This is a genomic window from Bradyrhizobium sp. YCK136, from assembly GCF_044570075.1.
In the GTDB taxonomy this organism is placed as follows: domain Bacteria; phylum Pseudomonadota; class Alphaproteobacteria; order Rhizobiales; family Xanthobacteraceae; genus Bradyrhizobium; species Bradyrhizobium diazoefficiens.
Genome location: NZ_CP172424.1, coordinates 5,571,538 through 5,587,714, shown reverse-complemented (window position 1 = coordinate 5,587,714; position 16,177 = coordinate 5,571,538). Strand labels below are relative to the sequence as shown.

Sequence of the window (16,177 nt, the reverse complement as noted above, 5' to 3'; positions counted from 1 at the left end):
GAAGGAACCAGTTCATGACCACCGTCGGTATTCGCGGCACGTTCTTCGACTTCGTCGACGATCCCTGGAAGCACATCGGCAACGAGCAGGCGTCTGCGCGCTTTCATCAGGACGGCCTCATGGTCGTCACTGACGGCGTCATCAAGGCGTTCGGTCCGTACGAGAAGATCGCCGCCGCGCATCCGGGCGTTGAGATCACCCATATCAAGGGCCGCATCATCGTCCCGGGCTTCATCGACGGCCACATCCATCTGCCTCAGACCCGCGTGCTCGGTGCCTATGGCGAGCAGCTCTTGCCGTGGCTGCAGAAGTCGATCTATCCCGAGGAGATCAAGTACAAGGATCGCAACTACGCGCGCGAAGGCGTGAAGCGTTTTCTCGATGCACTGCTCGCCGCCGGCACCACCACCTGCCAGGCCTTCACCAGCTCCTCACCGGTCGCGACCGAAGAGCTGTTCGAGGAGGCAAGCAGGCGCAACATGCGCGTGATCGCGGGTCTCACCGGGATCGACCGCAACGCGCCGGCCGAATTCATCGATACGCCCGAGAATTTCTATCGCGACAGCAAGCGGCTGATCGCGCAGTATCACAACAAGGGCCGCAACCTCTACGCTATCACGCCGCGCTTCGCCTTCGGCGCCTCGCCCGAGCTGCTGAAGGCGTGTCAGCGCCTCAAGCATGAGCATCCGGACTTGGGTCAATACCCACATCTCCGAGAATCCGGCCGAGTGCAGCGGCGTGCTGGTCGAGCACCCGGACTGCCAGGACTATCTCGGCGTCTACGAGAAGTTCGACCTGGTCGGCCCAAAGTTCTCCGGCGGCCACGGCGTCTATCTCTCGAACAACGAATTCCGCCGCATGTCCAAGAAAGGCGCGGCGGTGGTGTTCTGCCCGTGCTCGAACCTGTTCCTCGGCAGCGGCCTGTTCCGTCTCGGCCGCGCCACCGATCCGGAGCATCGCGTGAAGATGTCGTTCGGCACCGATGTCGGCGGCGGCAACCGCTTCTCGATGATCTCCGTGCTCGACGACGCCTACAAGGTCGGCATGTGCAACAACACGCTGCTCGACGGCAGCATCGATCCGTCGCGCAAGGACCTCGCGGAAGCCGAGCGCAACAAGCTCTCGCCCTATCGTGGCTTCTGGTCGGTCACGCTCGGCGGCGCCGAAGGCCTCTACATCGACGACAAGCTCGGCAATTTCGAGCCCGGCAAGGAGGCCGATTTCGTCGCGCTCGATCCGAACGGCGGCCCGGTCGCTCAACCCTGGCACCAGTCGCTGGTCGCCGACGGTGCTGGTCCGCGCACGGTCGATGACGCCGCGAACATGCTGTTCGCTGTCATGATGGTCGGTGACGATCGCTGCGTCGACGAGACCTGGGTGATGGGCAAGCGTCTCTACAAGAAGAGCTGAAGCGGACGCGATGAACGGATCACCCGATACGGCCGGCCAGCCGGTCGCCCTCGTCATCCAGCGCCGCATCGCCGACGACGGCTTTGCGGCGTTTGCGCGGTGGAACGGCGAGGTCGGCGAGGTGCTCAAGACCTGGCCCGGCTTTCTCAGCCAGGAGGTGGTACCGCCGCAGCCGCCGGCGCATGTGGACTGGGTGACGATCGTGCGCTTCGCGAGTCCGGCGGCGGCGCGCGCCTGGCTTCAGAGCGAGGTGCGGGCGAAGCTGATTGCGGAGATACAACGCTTCTTCGTTGGTTCGGAGGACGTCCATATCCTGCCCGATACCGGAGTGCAGCGCGACAGCGCGGTCTCCGCCGTGATCTCCTTCAAGGTGCCGGCAGGATTGGAGGACGCTTTCCTCACCTGGCAGCAGCGCATCCAGGTCGCGGAAGCCGAGTTCAAAGGATTTTTGCGGCACAAGATCGAGCGGCCGATTCCGGGCCTGCACGATGAGTGGATCGTCATCCTGTCATTCGATAGCGATGCCAACCTCAGCTCATGGCTCGACTCGCCGTTGCGGCAGACCCTGCTTAGGGAGGGCGCGCGCTTCAACGCGGGCATGAACGTGAAGCGGGCGAGCTACGGCTTCAATTTCTGGTTCCCGGCCGGCAAGACGCAGGCTCCGGAGCAGGGGCCTGCGTTGATCTGGAAGAGCAACCTCATCGTCCTCCTGGTGCTCTATCCCGTGGTCTACCTCTGGGGCTATTTCGTCAGCGCGCCCTTGATCGACAGCCACGGCGTGCCGGTCTGGCTGTCGCTCTTTGTCGGCAATCTCGTGAGCACCCAGCTCCTCGGCTGGTGGCTGGTGCCGGCCGCCTTCAGGGCGTTGGACTGGTGGGTGACGCCGAAGGCGACGCTCGGTCGCCAGATCGCGGGCTACGCACTGCTTGGCGCGCTCTACGCCGCGTCGATGGGCCTGTACGCGCTGCTGCTCGCGTGGCATTTGGGGCGGTGAGACCGTCCACCTTGCGCGCCGCTCCGGTGCTGTCGGGGAGAGCGGCGGTCTCTGGACACTGACGAGCATGTTCGCCCTGACATTTCTCGGGACCTCGGCCAGCGTTCCCTCGGCGGAACGCAACCATCCGGCCCTCCTGGTGGAGGCCGCGGGCAAGCGCATCCTGATCGATTGCGGCGAGGGCACGCAGCGTCAGTTGCTGCGCAGCGGCGCCGGCTTCCGGCGGCTCGACCGCATCCTGCTGACGCACGCTCATCTCGATCACGTGCTCGGCATCCCCGGTCTCTTCTCGACGCTGGGCTTGCGGCAATCCTCCGATGTGATGACCATTCATGGCGGCCCGGGCACACTCGACATCGTCATCCGGATGCTGGCGGGCCTGTGGGGCGCGGGCAGGGCGCCGATCCCCGTGGAGTTCGCAGCGCTGAGCGAAGGACAGGTCATCGATGCCGGCGGCTTCACCATCGACTGCTTTCCGGTCCGCCATCGCGATACCGACAGCTTGGGCTTCGTGTTCCAAAGCCCCGCGCGCCGTCACCTTCTGTCCGATCGCCTCTCCTCGCTCGGTGTGCCCGACGGTCCCTTGCGCGGCGAATTGGCCCAAGGACGGCCGGTCGTGATCGAAGGCGGCCGGACGATCGATCCGGAGGACGTCCTGGGGCCGCCGAGCGGCGGCAGGAAGCTCGTCGTGATCGGCGACACCGAGGCCACCGCGGGGCTGTCGCAATATGTCGCTGACGCCGACATGCTGGTGATCGAGGCGACGTTCCTCGATCGCGACGCGTCGACCGCGCGGGACTACGGCCATCTCACCGCAGCAGAAGCAGCCGCCTTTGCGGCCGCGAACAATGTCGGACAGCTCGTGCTGACCCATATGTCGGGACGTTACGAGGACGAAGAGATCCTGGCCGAGGCGGCAAGGATCTTCCCGAACAGCCGGATCGCCGCCGACTTCGATCACATCGTCGTCTAGTCCGCCGCCCTCAGCCCGACAATCCCGACTTGATCGCGATATCCTGCACCTGGCGCGTCAACTGCGTCAGTCGCGGCAGCGCCTGGTCGCGAAAGGCCGGCATGTCCATGCGCATCGCGTCGATGGTGACGCTCAATCCCCCGATCACGACACCCTGGGCGTCGAAGATCGGCGTGGCCAGCGTCCGCAAGCCATAGGCGTTCTCGCCGTCGGAGACGGCGTGGCCTTTCTTCTTCACCAGGTCGAGCCGGGCGAGCAGGGCGTCGAGATCGGTCAGCGTTCGCTCCGACAGCTTGACGCGAGGGCGCGCTTCCAGTCGCTCGATCTGCTCCTCCCGCGGCAGATGCGCCAGCATGACATGGCCGAGCGCGGCGCTGTAGGCGGGAATGCGCGAACCTGGCCGGCGATCCATCTTGTGGCGGTCGAGGCCGGCGCCGACGCGCGCGAGATAGATCACGTCGCCGCCGTCGAGGATGCCGAGCGAGGCCGCATCGCCCACGTCAGGCACGAGGTCGCGCAGCAGCGGCTCGACGATGGCTCGCAGCGATCCGTGCGACAGCACGGTGTAGCCGAGGTCGAGACAGGCGAGCCCGAGGCGGAACCGGCGGCTTTGCGGAACCGGCCGGAGATAGCCGAGCTCGATCAGGGTCTGGATCAGCCGGAACGCGGTCCCGCGATCGAGATCGGCGCGTGCGGCAACTTCACTTAAGGTCAGCTCGAAGGCCTCGCTGGTGAAACTCCTGAGCACGGCGAAGGCCTTCCCAACGGAAGCGACATAATTCTTGGGATTCTTTGGGCTAGTTTCAAGGTCGGGATGATACCCGAAGCAAGAGAAGTCCACCTTTCGAGGAAAGATCGCAAGGTGCTTGAGGCGTGCTGTCGCTCACCGGTGACGTTGCAGCGCGATTTGAAGCGGGCGCGGATAGTTCTGTTGGCGGCGGATGGGCGCAGCACCCGGTCGATCGCCAAGGAAGTTGGGGTCCAGCCGCGGATTGTCAGCCTTTGGCGGCATCGCTATGCCGACCATGGCCTTGAAGGGCTGCAAGACAAGCCGCGGCCTGGCAAGCAGCCGATCTATACGAAGACGACCGACAAGCGGATTCTGAAGCTGCTGGATAAGCCGCCACCGCAAGGGTTTGCGCGCTGGACCGGCCCCCTGCTGGCCGAGGCGCTGGGCGATGTCGATGTCCAATATGTCTGGCGGTTCCTGCGCAGCCACAAGATTGACCTGGTGGCTCGCAAGTCCTGGTGCGAGAGCAACGACCCGAACTTTACGGCCAAAGCCGCCGATGTTGTCGGCCTCTATGTCGCGCCGCCGGCGAAGGCCATTGTGCTGTGCGTGGACGAGAAGCCCTCGATCCAGGCTTTGGAGCGAGCGCAGGGTTATCTGAAGTTGCCCAATGGCCGCGCCTTGACCGGCCAAAGCCACGATTACAAGCGGCATGGCACCACAACATTGTTTGCGGCGCTCGAAGTCGCCACCGGAAAGATCATCGCGACCCATTCAAAACGCCGGCGCCGCGTCGAGTTTCTCGATTTCATGAACAGCGTCACCGCGGCTTTTCCGAACCGCAAGCTTCACGTCATCCTCGACAACCTCAACACCCATAAAAAGAACGAGGACTGGCTCAAGGCCCACCCCAACGTGCAATTTCATTTCACGCCGACAAGTGCGTCATGGCTCAATCAGGTCGAAGTATGGTTTTCCATCTTGCAGGGGCAGTCGCTCAGCGGCACCTCCTTCACGAGCCTCAAGCAGCTTCAGGAACACATCGATGCCTACGTCAACGCATACAACGACAGAGCCGAGCCCTTCGTCTGGACCAAGAAAAAGGTCCGTCAACGCCGTTTCAAAGGCCGCCGTATCACTCAGCTCTGATTCCGGGTACTAGGCCAGGAAAGAAACGGGCGCGCGCCGCATCAGGCGCGCGGGAAGGCTCGCGCCACGAGGAACCGGGGGAAGGCGGGGCCGATGAGGCGGTTGCCTTCATCGCCGAGCAGGTGGCGGTGTTGCGCAAGCTCGCCGAGCGCCACAGGCTCGACGTGCTGCATTATCTCTTAGGCATGACGCAGCTGGAGGCCGACGAGCATCTGCGGCTGCGCACCAAGCGCAAGCTGTCGTGAGGCTGGCGTTTCCATCGGTCCCGTCATCCTGAGGTGCGAGCGATGGGGTGCGAAGCGCCCCATCGGGAGCCTCGAAGGATGAACGGCCGGGATGCAAGCCGGGCCGTCGCCCTTCGAGGCTCGCCGAAGAGGCGAGCACCTCAGGGTGACGGGGAAAGACTTGAGCACGCAACATCGCGATGACGATGTGATTAGCCGTTGCGGCTTGCCATTCTGGCCAATCGCTGGCCGAGATATTCGGCCGTGTTGAGATCGCTCCAAGGCAAGGCGCCGTCGACCAGGTGTGTCGCCAAGCCAAGCTGGCTGCCCAAACGATTGCGGCCGTCCCGATCCTCTCCGCTAGGGATATCGAGCCCGCACCAGAGCATGCCGTGCTGAGCACCCAGGATCGTAAAGTAGGTCAGCGTGTGGAGTTGATCCCCGCTTGCGCAGGCGCCCGTGGTGAACCCGGCTGCGATCTTGTTGGCCCAGGCTTGCTTGCTCCATCTGTCGCTCGAAGCGTCGGCAAAAGCTTTGAATTGGGGCGCGGGTCCGCCCATATAGGTGGGACTGCCAAATGCGACCGCGTCGACGCGGTCGATCGTTTCCAATAACCTCTCATTCTGAAACCGGCCTTGACACGATGTCGTCGCCTGTGATGCGACAAAGTGCGACGTCCGCCGTGCCAGCCGCTCCGCGCGCCACCGCATGCGCCAGCTTCTCGGTGGTGCCGGAGATGGAAAAATAGACGATGGCGAGCAGGGGCATAGCGGTGCCACTTTGGGATGTTCAGCCATCTTTGACGCCGTCGATATTTTGTACAAGTCCCCCTGCGCGGTAGTGGCAGCCGTGCGTCGTCACGCCGATCGCCGGCGCGGCGCCGGTCGCGGTTTCACTGTCGTGTCCGCGGGGCTGAGCAGCCGGCCGTCCTCCGCGCGCATTTCGAGCTTCTTCACCGGGCGGCCTTTCTCGCGATCGACCAGGATGGTCGCGATCTGCTCGGGGTGGTCGTCGAATTCCTCGCTCCATTGCCGCAGCGCGACCAGGATCGGGAAGGTGCCGCGGCCCTTCGGCGTCAGCACGTATTCAGAGTAGGCGCTGCCGTCGGAGGCGGGGGCGGTCTCCAGAATGCCGTGATCGACCAGCGCGCGCAGCCGTACGGCCAGGATGTTCTTGGCCATGCCGAGCTTGCTCTGAAACTCGCCGAAGCGGCGCAGGCCGAACAGCGCCTCGCGGATAATCAAGAGCGACCACCAGTCGCCGATTGCCTCCAGCGAGCGTGCGATCGGGCAGGTATCACCCTCGAAGCTGGTTCGTTTCACCATCGTCCTGGTCCTTTCGCGTTCGCCCGATTCCGGTGGCGATCACGCGCTTGTGTGGTTGCATCATAAAACCAAATGCCCTAGATGGCAACGTAGTTTCATTATGAAACCACTGGAGGCGAACGTGAGACTGAAGAACAAGACGGCATTGATTACGGGTGGCAACGGCGGCATCGGGCTTGCGACGGCAAAGCTGTTTGTGGCCGAGGGCGCCAAGGTGGTGATCACCGGGCGCAACAAGGAGACGCTGGCGGCGGCCGCGAAGGAGCTCGGCCCGAACGCGATTGCGGCCGTCGCGGATGCCACCGACATCGCCGCCACTGAAGCCGCGATCAGGCAGGGCGCCGAGAAGTTCGGCAAGTTCGACATCGTGTTCGCCAATGCCGGTATTCCCGGCAGCACGCCGCTCGGTGCGGCGACGCTGGAGGTCTTTGAGAAGGTGATCAGCACGAACCTCACCGGCGTCTTCTTCACGGTTCAGTCGGCGCTGCCTCATCTGAACGACAATGCCTCGATCATCCTCAACGGCTCGGTGATCTCGGTGCTCGGCATTCCCGGCTATTCGGCTTACGGCGCGGCGAAGGCCGGCGTGCGGGCGATGGCGCGGATCATGGCCTCGGAGCTGTCGCCGCGCGGCATCCGCGTCAACGTCGTCGCGCCGGGCGCGATCCGCACGCCGATCTGGGGCGCTGCGATCGCAACGCCTGAAGCCGAGAAGGCGTTCGAGAAGCGCATCGCGCTGTCGACGCCGCTCGGCCGCATTGGTGAACCCGATCACATCTCGAAGACGGTGCTGTTCCTCGCCTCCGATGATTCCGCGCATATTCAAGGCCAGGAGATCTTCGTCGATGGCGGCGCAGTCGCCGCTCCGAGCGGTGCGCCGATCTATCGCGGCTGATCAAATCAAGTGCAAATTGAATCGGTCGGCGCCACGAGGTCGGTTGCGCCGACCGGTTCCCTCGTCCTGCGGGATGTATTTTCTGAACCTTGCGTGATGAGGTTGAACCTTGCCGCAAGCTGCCAAGACCCTTTTACGGGCAGGGGGTCATAAGACTCATTTTCAGGGAGCCCGTCATGCCAAAGGCAGCTCGCATTTTTTCGTCGATTTCAGCACCGCGCATTTTCACCGAACGTTCCGCCATCCCCGCCAGGCGCTCCGACAAATCGGAACTCATCGGGGTGGCTGTTTTCTCCGGCATCGGCCTGTTCGTTTCGCTCGTGGCCGTCATCCTGGGCATGCAGGGCGCCTGGTTTTAGCCCGTGCGATCTGTCAGCCGCCGCCGGAATCCGGCAGCGGCTGCTGCGGTCGGCGTGAACCTCACGCCGCCTGAAGGCTGGTGGCCGCCTGAAGTGCGCCGGCCAGCGCTTTCTCACGATGGTCCGGCCCGACCTGGATGCCATCGGCGGAGATGAACTCGGGATCGGTGATGCCGATGAAGCCGAACACCCAGCGCAGATAGGTTTCGAGATGCTCGCCAGCGGCAGTCGGCGTGTCCGCGCCGTAATAGCCGCCGCGCGAGATCGCCACGATCACGCGCTTTGCGCCGGCAAGGCCCTGAGGTCCATTGGCGCCGTATTGAAATGTCTTCCCCGCCACCAGGATGCGGTCGATCCAGGCCTTGAGCTGGCTCGGGATGGTGAAATTGTACATGGGCGCGCCGATCACGACCACGTCGGCAGCGAGGAACTCGTTCAGCACGGCCGCGCTCGCGGCAAGGTCGGGTCCGAGTTCCGCCGGCGCAGGCGCGCCTTGCGCGGCCGCCAGATGCGAGCCGGAGAGGTGGGCGAGCGGGGTCTGGGTCAGATCGCGATAGACGACCTCGAGTGAGGGCGTCGCCTGGCGGAGACGGTCGACGATGGCGGCGGAAACCTGCCGGCTGACGGAGTGGGGGCCGAGCACGCTGGAGTCGATATGGAGGAGTTTCATTGAGGTCACCCATGGTATAGATTTGTAACCCGCACTACATGAGTGACCATCGAAATCCCCGCAAGAACGCACTTTTTTGAGCCATGGACACATCTTTGAAACCTGCGCACATCGATCTGCCCGCTTCGCCAAGGCCGGATCAAAGGCCCGATCCCAACCATGCGGACTGCCGCGGGGTCGCCTCCGTGCTGTCCCGCGTCGGCGACAAATGGAGCGTGTTCGTCATCATGATGCTCGGCGACGGACCGAAGCGCTTCAACGAGCTGAAGCGCATGATCAACGGCATCTCGCAGCGGATGCTGACCTTGACGCTGCGTGGCCTCGAGCGCGACGGCCTCGTCACGCGCACGATCTTCCCGACCATTCCGCCGCGCGTGGACTATGAGCTGACCGATCTCGGCCGCGGCCTGTCGCGGCCCGTGGAGGCGCTCGGCAAGTGGGCGATGGAGCATCTGGCGCAGATCGAGGCCGCACGTACGCGGTTCGACAAGCGCGGCGAGAACTAAAGCAGCGACACCAATCCGCCGCCGTGGCGTTCGAGCCGGCCGGCGAGCTCGAGCTCCAGCAGCACGGTGCGCACGATCGCCGGCGAGGCACCGGACATCCGCACGAGGTCGTCGAGGCCGATCGGCACGGGGCCGAGCAGGTCGGTGATCTGGTCGCGGTCGTGCGTCTGCGGATCGCTCTCGAACGGCCCGCTGTCGGGCTCGCGCGCCGGAATCATCGGCGGCCGCTCCATGATCGGTGCGACAGCATTGATGACGTCGGCAGCTTCGGTGACGAGCGTTGCGCCCTGCTTGATCAGATCGTTGGTGCCGGCGGCGCGCGGATCGAGCGGCGAGCCCGGCACCGCGAACACCTCGCGGCCCTGTTCGGCCGCCATGCGCGCGGTGATCAGCGAGCCCGAGCGGTGGGCGGCCTCCACCACGACCACGCCGAGCGAGGCGCCCGAGATCAGCCGGTTGCGGCGGGGGAAGTCGCGGGCGCGCGGCTCGTGGCCGAGCGGCATCTCGGAGATCGCCGCGCCCGCGTGATCGAGGATCGACGTGAGCAAATCGCCGTGCTCGGGCGGATAGATGCAGTCATGGCCGCCGGCGAGCACGGCGATCGTGCCGCTCTCGACGCTGGTGCGATGCGCGGCCTGGTCGACGCCGCGGGCGAGCCCCGAGATGATGATGAAGCCGGCTTCGCCAAGCTCACGCGCGAGCTGACCAGCAAATTTCAGCCCAGCGCCGGAGGCATTGCGCGAGCCGACGATCGCGATCATCGGCCGCATCAAGGTTGTCGTGTCGCCGCGTACCGCGAGCAGCGGCGGGGCGTCGTCGAGCGTCGAAAGCCGCGCCGGATAGCCGTCCTCGCCGGGCGCGAGCCAGGCGATGCCGAATTTGCGGCTGGCGGCGAGCTCGGCCTTGGCCTCGTCCGCGCTACAGATGCGCCCCGACCGCGCCGCGCCGCCGCGGCGTGCCAGATCCGGCAGCCGCTCCAGCGCAGCGCGCGCCGTGCCGAAATGATCGACCAGCGAGCGGAAGGTGCGCGGCCCGACATTGTCGGAGCGGATCAGCCGCAGGCGGTCGACCCGTTCGGCTTCGGTCAGCTCCACGCTGGGGTTGATGGCGTCCACGGTGCCTCCTTGCAGGCGCAGCATGGAACAACCTGAGCGCGTGGGCAACAGGGGTGTGCGCTTGCGCGACCTCGCCCCGATGCTAAAAGCGATGGCAATAAGAAGGGTATTGCCATGATCTCACTCGCCGACCTCCAGCGCCGCATCGAAACGGGCGAGCTGTCGCCTGACGCAGCCATCGCCCAGTCGCACGTGGCAATCGAGGCGCGGGAGAAGGAGGTCCATGCCTTCGTCCGCCACGACAAGTCCGCGAAGGCGCAAGCCTCCGGCCCGCTGCGCGGCATAGCCGTCGGGATCAAGGACATCATCGACACCGCCAATATGCCGACCGAGATGGGCTCGCAGATCTATCGCGACTGGCAGCCGCGCTCCGACGCGCCTGTCGTGATGATGCTGAAGCGGGCGGGCGCCACCATCATCGGCAAGACCACGACCACGGCGTTCGCCTCGCGCGATCCGACGGCGACGCTCAATCCACACAATCTTGGCCATTCGCCGGGCGGCTCGTCCTCGGGCTCGGCGGCGGCGGTCGGCGCCGGCATGATCCCGCTGGCGCTGGGCACCCAGACCGGCGGCTCGGTGATCCGGCCCGCCGCCTATTGCGGGACGGCCGCGATCAAGCCGTCGTTCCGTATGCTGCCGACCGTTGGCGTGAAGTGCTATTCGTGGGCGCTCGACACGGTCGGCCTGTTCGGCGCCCGCGCGGAGGATCTCGCGCGCGGGCTGCATGCGATGACCGGCCGCAGCGAGTTCTCCGGCATCGTCCCGGCCAAGGCACCGCGCATCGGCGTGGTCAGGCAGGAGTTCGCGGGTGCTGTCGAGCCGGCGGCCGAGCAGGGCCTGCAAGCCGCGATCAAGGCCGCCGAGCGGGCCGGGGCCAGTGTTCAGGCCATCGATCTGCCCGAGGCGGTGCAGGAGGCCTGGCGCATCCATCCGATCATCCAGGATTTCGAGGCGCATCGCGCGCTCGCCTGGGAGTTTTCCGAGCATCACGACGAGATCGCGCCGATGCTGCGCGCCAGTCTCGATGCGACGGTCGGGGCTGACGCCGAAAGAATATGACGAGGCGCGCCGGATCGGCCGCCGCGGCCGCCGCGAGCTCGGCGAATTGTTCGAGGGCGTCGACGTGCTCTTGACCTATTCGGCGCCGGGGACCGCGCCGGCTAAGGCGCTCGCGAGCACCGGCGACCCCCGCTACAACCGGCTCTGGACGCTGATGGGCAATCCTTGCGTCAATGTGCCGGTGCTGAAGGTCGGTGGCCTGCCGATCGGCGTGCAGGTGATCGCGCGCTTCGGCAACGACGCACATGCGCTTGCGACGGCGTGGTTCCTGGAGGATGCGCTGTCGAAATCAGGCTAGCGCGGGTTCTGCGGAAGGGGTGCGCTGGTCGGATGCAGGCGGAGCTGCACTGATCATCGCACCTTGCCCGAGCCATCGCTCGGCCGCCTCGCGGCCGCTCCGGTGCAACAGGCGGATGAAGCCGCGGCCGAGATCGGCCGAGCTACGCTGCGCCAGGCCTTCAACGGAGTCTTCCGCCGCGATCCTGGACAGCCGCAGCGAACATGCGGCGTGCGATTGCGCCCATGCGATCGCCGCAACCTCGGCATTGAGCGCGGCGTTTGCGGTGATCTGGTCGAGCCGGCGGTCGATGGCGGCGAGCGTGATCGGCACGTAGCTGTCGCGGGACGGGGTGAGCTGGACCAGCAGCACGTCGGTCGCCGCCGTCTCCTGCGCCAGCTTCAGCAATGGCGGATTGCCGCCGAAGCCGCCGTCCCAATAGGCTTCGCCCTCGATCTCGACGGCGCAGTGGACCAAAGGCGGGCAGGTCGAGGCCAGCGCGACGTCGGTCGTGATGGCGTCGTTGCGAAAGATCTGCTGCTGCCCGTCGCGGATCCGCGTCGCCGCGATCAGGAGCTTTGGCGACTTCGCCGCGCGCAGCGCCGCGAAATTGATGTCGCGCGACAGCGCCTGCCGCAGCGGATCGAGATCGAACGGATCGAACTGGCCGGAGCGCAGCGTCGGCCCGAACGCGACCGAGCTTCCCACGGGCGAAAAGCCGCCGACCAGCATCAGCGAGCGGAACGAGGCCTCGTGCATCAGGCGGACCCAGAACCGGTTCAGCCGCGCGCGCGCCGCTTCGCGGCCGCCCTCGGCGAGGCCGCAAGCGAGCAGCAGCGCATTGACGGCGCCGGCGCTGGCGCCGCTGATGGTGTCGATCTCGATATCGGGCTCTTCCAGGAGCCGCTCCAGCACGCCCCAGGTGAAGGCGGCGAAGGTGCCGCCGCCCTGAAGCGCCAGCGAGAGTTTTCGCGGTGGCCATTGTTCGGCGCGGACCTGATCGCGCACGACAGGTGCAGCCGCGGTCACGGCCTCGATGGGCGCGGCAATTTGTGCCACGGGGGCGGGCGCAGGTGGCGGTGTAACGGGAGCCGGCTCGGGGACAGGAGGCGGCGAGGGCGCATCGGACCAGATGTCCGTCATGGACAGCAGTCGGCTCGCCGCAGTGCGTGCCGCACCTTGCGAACCACCGTCGATATGCGCGCCGACAATCTTCTCGCTCATTCTGAGCAACCGCGTAACGCCTTTTGCGCTGTCAGGATGACAGGCATGGAACTCGTTCGCCACTCTGGCCACGACTGGCTTTCGAGTTGCGAACAGGATTTGGCGTATAATGCGGAAGGAGCGCGGCGGTATCCGTACTTTTTCCCGGCGTTGGATTTTGTTTTGACGCGTTTTCTTGACGCGAACCGGTATCCACTTCGCTCGAAAACGCTCTAGGCCTTCTCGCCGATCCGGCTTTCCTTGCCCGATTGCAGCCGCTTGATGTTCTCGCGATGCGCGTAGAACAGCAGCAGCGTCAGCACGGCGAACAGCGCGGACAAAGCGAGGTGGCCGAACCACCACAGGAACATCGGCGTGATGAAGGAGGCCACCAGCGCCGAGAGCGAGGAATAGCGCGTGGTGAAGGCGGTCGCCAACCAGAGCAGGCAAAACACCACCGCGGCCGGCCAGAACAGGCCGAGCAGGATGCCGATATAGACCGCAACACCCTTGCCGCCCTTGAATTTGAGCCAGACCGGGAAGAGATGGCCGAGGAAGGCTCCGAGGCCTGCCACCATCGCAGCATTGGGGCCGGCGATGTAGCCGGCGATCACGACCGCCACGGTGCCCTTCAGCGCATCGAGCAAGAGGGTGCCCGCAGCAAGGCTCTTGCGTCCGGTGCGCAGCACGTTGGTGGCGCCGATGCTGCCGGAGCCGATCGAGCGGATATCTTGCGTGCCGGCGAGCCTGGTCAGGACCAGCCCGAAGGGAATCGAGCCGAGGAGGTAGCCGATGACGAGCGCCACCGGCAAAAATGCTTCAAGACCCATGGCTGCAAATCCCTTGACCGCATCGCCATGCTGAACTGCGACGCCACGCATGATCCTGTCCCGATCCGCTGTCGCCGTGCAGGGCGACACCCAAAACCGTCACCCTAGACATGCTCATAGACCGTCCGTCCGCCGACAATGGTGCGCACCACGCGGCCTGTAAAGCGGGCCTCGTCGAACGGGGTGTTCTTGCAGGGCGATTTGAGCTCGGCGGGATCGACCACCCAGGGGACGTCGGGGTCGATCACGATCACATCCGCCGGGCTGCCTGCGCGCAGGGTTCCACCGGGCAGGCCCAGAATCTCGGCCGGCCGGGTCGACATCGCCTGGATCAGCGTCTTCAGGTCCAGCTCGCCATTGTGCATCAGCCGCAGGCCGGCGGGCAGCATGGTCTCGAGCCCCACGGCGCCGGGAGCTGCTTCCGCGAACGGCAGGCGCTTGACCTCGACGTCCTGCGGATTGTGGTCGGACATGATGACGTCGATGAGGCCGGAGGCGACCGCTGCGACCAGCGCGCGGCGGTCGTCCTCGGTGCGCAGCGGCGGCGACAGCTTCAGGAACGACCGGTAGGGCCCGATATCGTTCTCGTTCAGCGCAAGATGGTTGATCGAGACCGAGGCGCTGACGGCGAGCCCGGCGTCGCGGGCGCGCTTGAGGATGTCGAGCGAGTCGATGCAGGACAGCGAGGCGGCGTGATAGCGGCCGCCGGTCAGCGCGACGAGGCGCATGTCGCGTTCCAGCATCACGGCTTCCGCTGCGTTCGGAATGCCCATCAGGCCGAGCCGCGAGGCGAACTCGCCCTCGTTCATCACGCCTTCGCCGACGAGATCGGGATCTTCGGTGTGATGCACGATCAGCGCGTCGAAATCGCGCGCGTAAGTCAGGGCCCGGCGCATCACTTGGGCGGTGGTGACGCTCCTGTCGCCGTCGCTGAAGGCGATGGCGCCCGCGGCCTTCAACAGGCCGAACTCGGTCATCTCCTCGCCGCGCATGCCCTTGGTCAGCGCCGCCATCGGCTGGATGTTGACGATCGCTGTGTCGCGGGCGCGGCGCATCACGAAGTCCACCGTCGCCGAATTGTCGATGACGGGCTCCGTATCGGGCTGGCAGATGATGGTGGTGATGCCGCCGGTCGCGGCCGCCTGGCTCGCGGACGCAAAGGTCTCGCGATGGCTGAAGCCGGGTTCGCCGACGAAAGCTTTCATGTCGATCAGGCCCGGGGCCACGATCTTGCCGGCGCAGTTGACGACGTCGGTGCCCTCGGGGACGCCGGCAGCGCCGATGCCGCGGCGGGTCTCGCGGATGATTCCGTCGGCAATCAGGACATCGCCGGGGCCGTCGAAATCCCTTGAGGGATCGACGACGCGGGCGTTGGCGAGCAGGATGGGACGGCGGTCAGTCAGCATGAGCATCACGCGTTCGGCAAGTTGCGGGCGAGCGCTTCGAGCACGGCCATGCGCACCGCCACGCCCATCTCGACCTGTTCGCGGATCAGCGATTGCGCGCCGTCGGCGACCGCGGTGTCGATCTCGACGCCGCGGTTCATCGGGCCGGGATGCATGACGAGAGCGTCCGGCTTGGCATAGCCAAGCTTTTTCTGGTCCAGCCCGAAATAGTTGAAATATTCGGAGGTCGACGGCACGAAGGAGCCGTTCATGCGCTCGCGCTGGAGCCGCAGCATCATGACGATGTCGGCGCCGTTGAGCCCCTCGCGCATGTCGCGCGCAACCTCGACGCCCATCCGCTCGATGCCGGGCGGCAGCAGCGTGGAGGGGCCGACGACGCGGACGCGGGCACCCATGGTGTTGAGCAGGATGATGTTGGAACGGGCCACACGCGAATGCAGCACGTCGCCGCAGATCGCGACGACGAGGCCCTCGATCCGGCCCTTGTTGCGGCGGATGGTCAGGGCGTCGAGCAGCGCCTGCGTCGGATGCTCGTGCGCGCCGTCGCCGGCATTGATCACGGAACCGTCAACCTTGCGGGCCAGCAGTTCCACCGCGCCGGACGCGTGATGCCGGACCACCAGGATATCCGGGTGCATGGCGTTGAGCGTCATCGCGGTGTCGACCAGCGTCTCGCCCTTCTTGATGGACGAGGAAGACACCGACATGTTCATGACGTCGGCGCCAAGCCGCTTGCCGGCGAGCTCGAACGAGGATTGGGTCCGGGTGGAGGCCTCGAAGAAGAGGTTCACCTGCGTCCGTCCACGCAGGACGGTGCGCTTCTTGTCAACCTGGCGGTTGAGCTCGACATATTCTTCGGACAGGTCGAGGAGGCCGGTGATGTCGGCCGCGGAAAGGCCCTCGATGCCCAGCAAATGCCGGTGGCCGAGGACGAAGGTCGATTTCGATGTCATTAAAACGAGAGCTATAGGCGGGGATGGCTGGGGGGGCAAGGGCCAATGCCGGGGCGGGGAGTTATCCCCTGAGGAGTCTGGTACACCGTAATTCCG

The 16,177-nt window shown here is 65.6% G+C and carries 16 protein-coding genes and 2 pseudogenes; 8 read left to right on the top strand and 10 right to left on the bottom strand.

What is annotated here, in order from left to right:
* The first annotated feature begins 14 nt into the window (after nucleotides 1-14).
* The 3 genes and pseudogenes from guaD to rnz all read left to right on the top strand — a co-directional run bounded on the left by guaD (nucleotide 15) and on the right by rnz (nucleotide 3,377).
* Nucleotides 15-1,410: pseudogene (gene guaD / locus ACFLEY_RS27290) on the top strand (guanine deaminase).
* A gap of 10 nt (nucleotides 1,411-1,420) precedes the next feature.
* Nucleotides 1,421-2,404 carry an antibiotic biosynthesis monooxygenase gene (locus ACFLEY_RS27285; protein WP_060911596.1) on the top strand — a complete coding sequence of 328 codons (984 nt, stop codon included), beginning with the start codon at nucleotides 1,421-1,423 and terminating at the stop codon, nucleotides 2,402-2,404.
* A gap of 67 nt (nucleotides 2,405-2,471) precedes the next feature.
* Nucleotides 2,472-3,377, top strand: coding sequence for a ribonuclease Z (rnz, locus tag ACFLEY_RS27280; RefSeq protein ID WP_396604255.1), 906 nt, complete (start codon nucleotides 2,472-2,474; stop codon nucleotides 3,375-3,377).
* 10 nt (nucleotides 3,378-3,387) lie between these two features.
* Here rnz and ACFLEY_RS27275 read toward each other — a convergent pair whose 3' ends face one another.
* Nucleotides 3,388-4,125: an IclR family transcriptional regulator gene (locus ACFLEY_RS27275; protein WP_396604254.1), complete on the bottom strand. Its 738-nt coding sequence runs from the start codon at nucleotides 4,123-4,125 to the stop codon at nucleotides 3,388-3,390.
* Between the two features lie 66 nt (nucleotides 4,126-4,191).
* On the opposite strand from ACFLEY_RS27275, the gene ACFLEY_RS27270 reads away from it, so the two are divergent.
* Nucleotides 4,192-5,256: an IS630-like element ISRj1 family transposase gene (locus ACFLEY_RS27270; protein WP_026192128.1), complete on the top strand. Its 1,065-nt coding sequence runs from the start codon at nucleotides 4,192-4,194 to the stop codon at nucleotides 5,254-5,256.
* Nucleotides 5,257-5,692: 436 nt separating this feature from the next.
* Here the strand turns inward: ACFLEY_RS27270 and ACFLEY_RS27265 are convergent, their stop codons facing one another.
* The 3 genes from ACFLEY_RS27265 to ACFLEY_RS27255 all read right to left on the bottom strand — a co-directional run bounded on the left by ACFLEY_RS27265 (nucleotide 5,693) and on the right by ACFLEY_RS27255 (nucleotide 6,805).
* The gene (locus ACFLEY_RS27265; RefSeq protein ID WP_249163240.1) at nucleotides 5,693-6,091 is read right to left on the bottom strand and encodes a flavodoxin family protein; all 399 of its coding nucleotides are present in this window, start codon (nucleotides 6,089-6,091) and stop codon (nucleotides 5,693-5,695) included.
* Nucleotides 6,092-6,098: 7 nt separating this feature from the next.
* Nucleotides 6,099-6,248, bottom strand: coding sequence for a flavodoxin family protein (locus tag ACFLEY_RS27260; RefSeq protein ID WP_249163241.1), 150 nt, complete (start codon nucleotides 6,246-6,248; stop codon nucleotides 6,099-6,101).
* Nucleotides 6,249-6,337: 89 nt separating this feature from the next.
* Complete coding sequence (locus ACFLEY_RS27255) at nucleotides 6,338-6,805, bottom strand: helix-turn-helix domain-containing protein (protein ID WP_060912505.1); 468 nt, start codon at nucleotides 6,803-6,805, stop codon at nucleotides 6,338-6,340.
* A gap of 121 nt (nucleotides 6,806-6,926) precedes the next feature.
* Here ACFLEY_RS27255 and ACFLEY_RS27250 point away from each other — a divergent pair, with 121 nt between their 5' ends.
* Both ACFLEY_RS27250 and ACFLEY_RS27245 read left to right on the top strand, forming a co-directional pair.
* Nucleotides 6,927-7,700 carry an SDR family oxidoreductase gene (locus ACFLEY_RS27250; RefSeq protein ID WP_060913129.1) on the top strand — a complete coding sequence of 258 codons (774 nt, stop codon included), beginning with the start codon at nucleotides 6,927-6,929 and terminating at the stop codon, nucleotides 7,698-7,700.
* A gap of 176 nt (nucleotides 7,701-7,876) precedes the next feature.
* A complete protein-coding gene (locus tag ACFLEY_RS27245) occupies nucleotides 7,877-8,059 on the top strand; it encodes a hypothetical protein (RefSeq protein ID WP_028171580.1) in 183 nt (60 codons plus the stop codon).
* Nucleotides 8,060-8,120: 61 nt separating this feature from the next.
* Here the strand turns inward: ACFLEY_RS27245 and ACFLEY_RS27240 are convergent, their stop codons facing one another.
* Nucleotides 8,121-8,729, bottom strand: a complete 609-nt coding sequence (locus ACFLEY_RS27240; protein WP_060912504.1) for an FMN-dependent NADH-azoreductase — start codon at nucleotides 8,727-8,729, stop codon at nucleotides 8,121-8,123.
* A gap of 83 nt (nucleotides 8,730-8,812) precedes the next feature.
* On the opposite strand from ACFLEY_RS27240, the gene ACFLEY_RS27235 reads away from it, so the two are divergent.
* Entirely contained in the window at nucleotides 8,813-9,235 is a 423-nt protein-coding gene (locus tag ACFLEY_RS27235) for a helix-turn-helix domain-containing protein (protein WP_011087865.1), read from the top strand.
* Here ACFLEY_RS27235 and dprA read toward each other — a convergent pair.
* A complete protein-coding gene (gene dprA, locus ACFLEY_RS27230) occupies nucleotides 9,232-10,374 on the bottom strand; it encodes a DNA-processing protein DprA (RefSeq protein WP_060912503.1) in 1,143 nt (380 codons plus the stop codon). The two genes, ACFLEY_RS27235 and dprA, sit on opposite strands and share 4 nt — an antisense overlap.
* 90 nt (nucleotides 10,375-10,464) lie before the next feature.
* Between dprA and ACFLEY_RS27225 the strand changes: the two are divergent.
* Nucleotides 10,465-11,710 (top strand): annotated as a pseudogene (locus tag ACFLEY_RS27225) (amidase).
* Here ACFLEY_RS27225 and ACFLEY_RS27220 read toward each other — a convergent pair.
* The 4 genes from ACFLEY_RS27220 to ACFLEY_RS27205 form a co-directional block, all read right to left on the bottom strand.
* Nucleotides 11,702-12,913: a patatin-like phospholipase family protein gene (locus ACFLEY_RS27220; RefSeq protein WP_060912502.1), complete on the bottom strand. Its 1,212-nt coding sequence runs from the start codon at nucleotides 12,911-12,913 to the stop codon at nucleotides 11,702-11,704. The pseudogene ACFLEY_RS27225 and the gene ACFLEY_RS27220 overlap by 9 nt on opposite strands.
* 212 nt (nucleotides 12,914-13,125) lie before the next feature.
* Nucleotides 13,126-13,722, bottom strand: coding sequence for a glycerol-3-phosphate 1-O-acyltransferase PlsY (plsY, locus tag ACFLEY_RS27215; RefSeq protein ID WP_028171585.1), 597 nt, complete (start codon nucleotides 13,720-13,722; stop codon nucleotides 13,126-13,128).
* A 104-nt stretch (nucleotides 13,723-13,826) separates the two neighbouring features.
* Nucleotides 13,827-15,128, bottom strand: a complete 1,302-nt coding sequence (locus tag ACFLEY_RS27210) for a dihydroorotase (RefSeq protein ID WP_060913128.1) — start codon at nucleotides 15,126-15,128, stop codon at nucleotides 13,827-13,829.
* A gap of 5 nt (nucleotides 15,129-15,133) precedes the next feature.
* Complete coding sequence (locus ACFLEY_RS27205) at nucleotides 15,134-16,081, bottom strand: aspartate carbamoyltransferase catalytic subunit (protein WP_011087859.1); 948 nt, start codon at nucleotides 16,079-16,081, stop codon at nucleotides 15,134-15,136.
* Nucleotides 16,082-16,177: the final 96 nt, after the last annotated feature.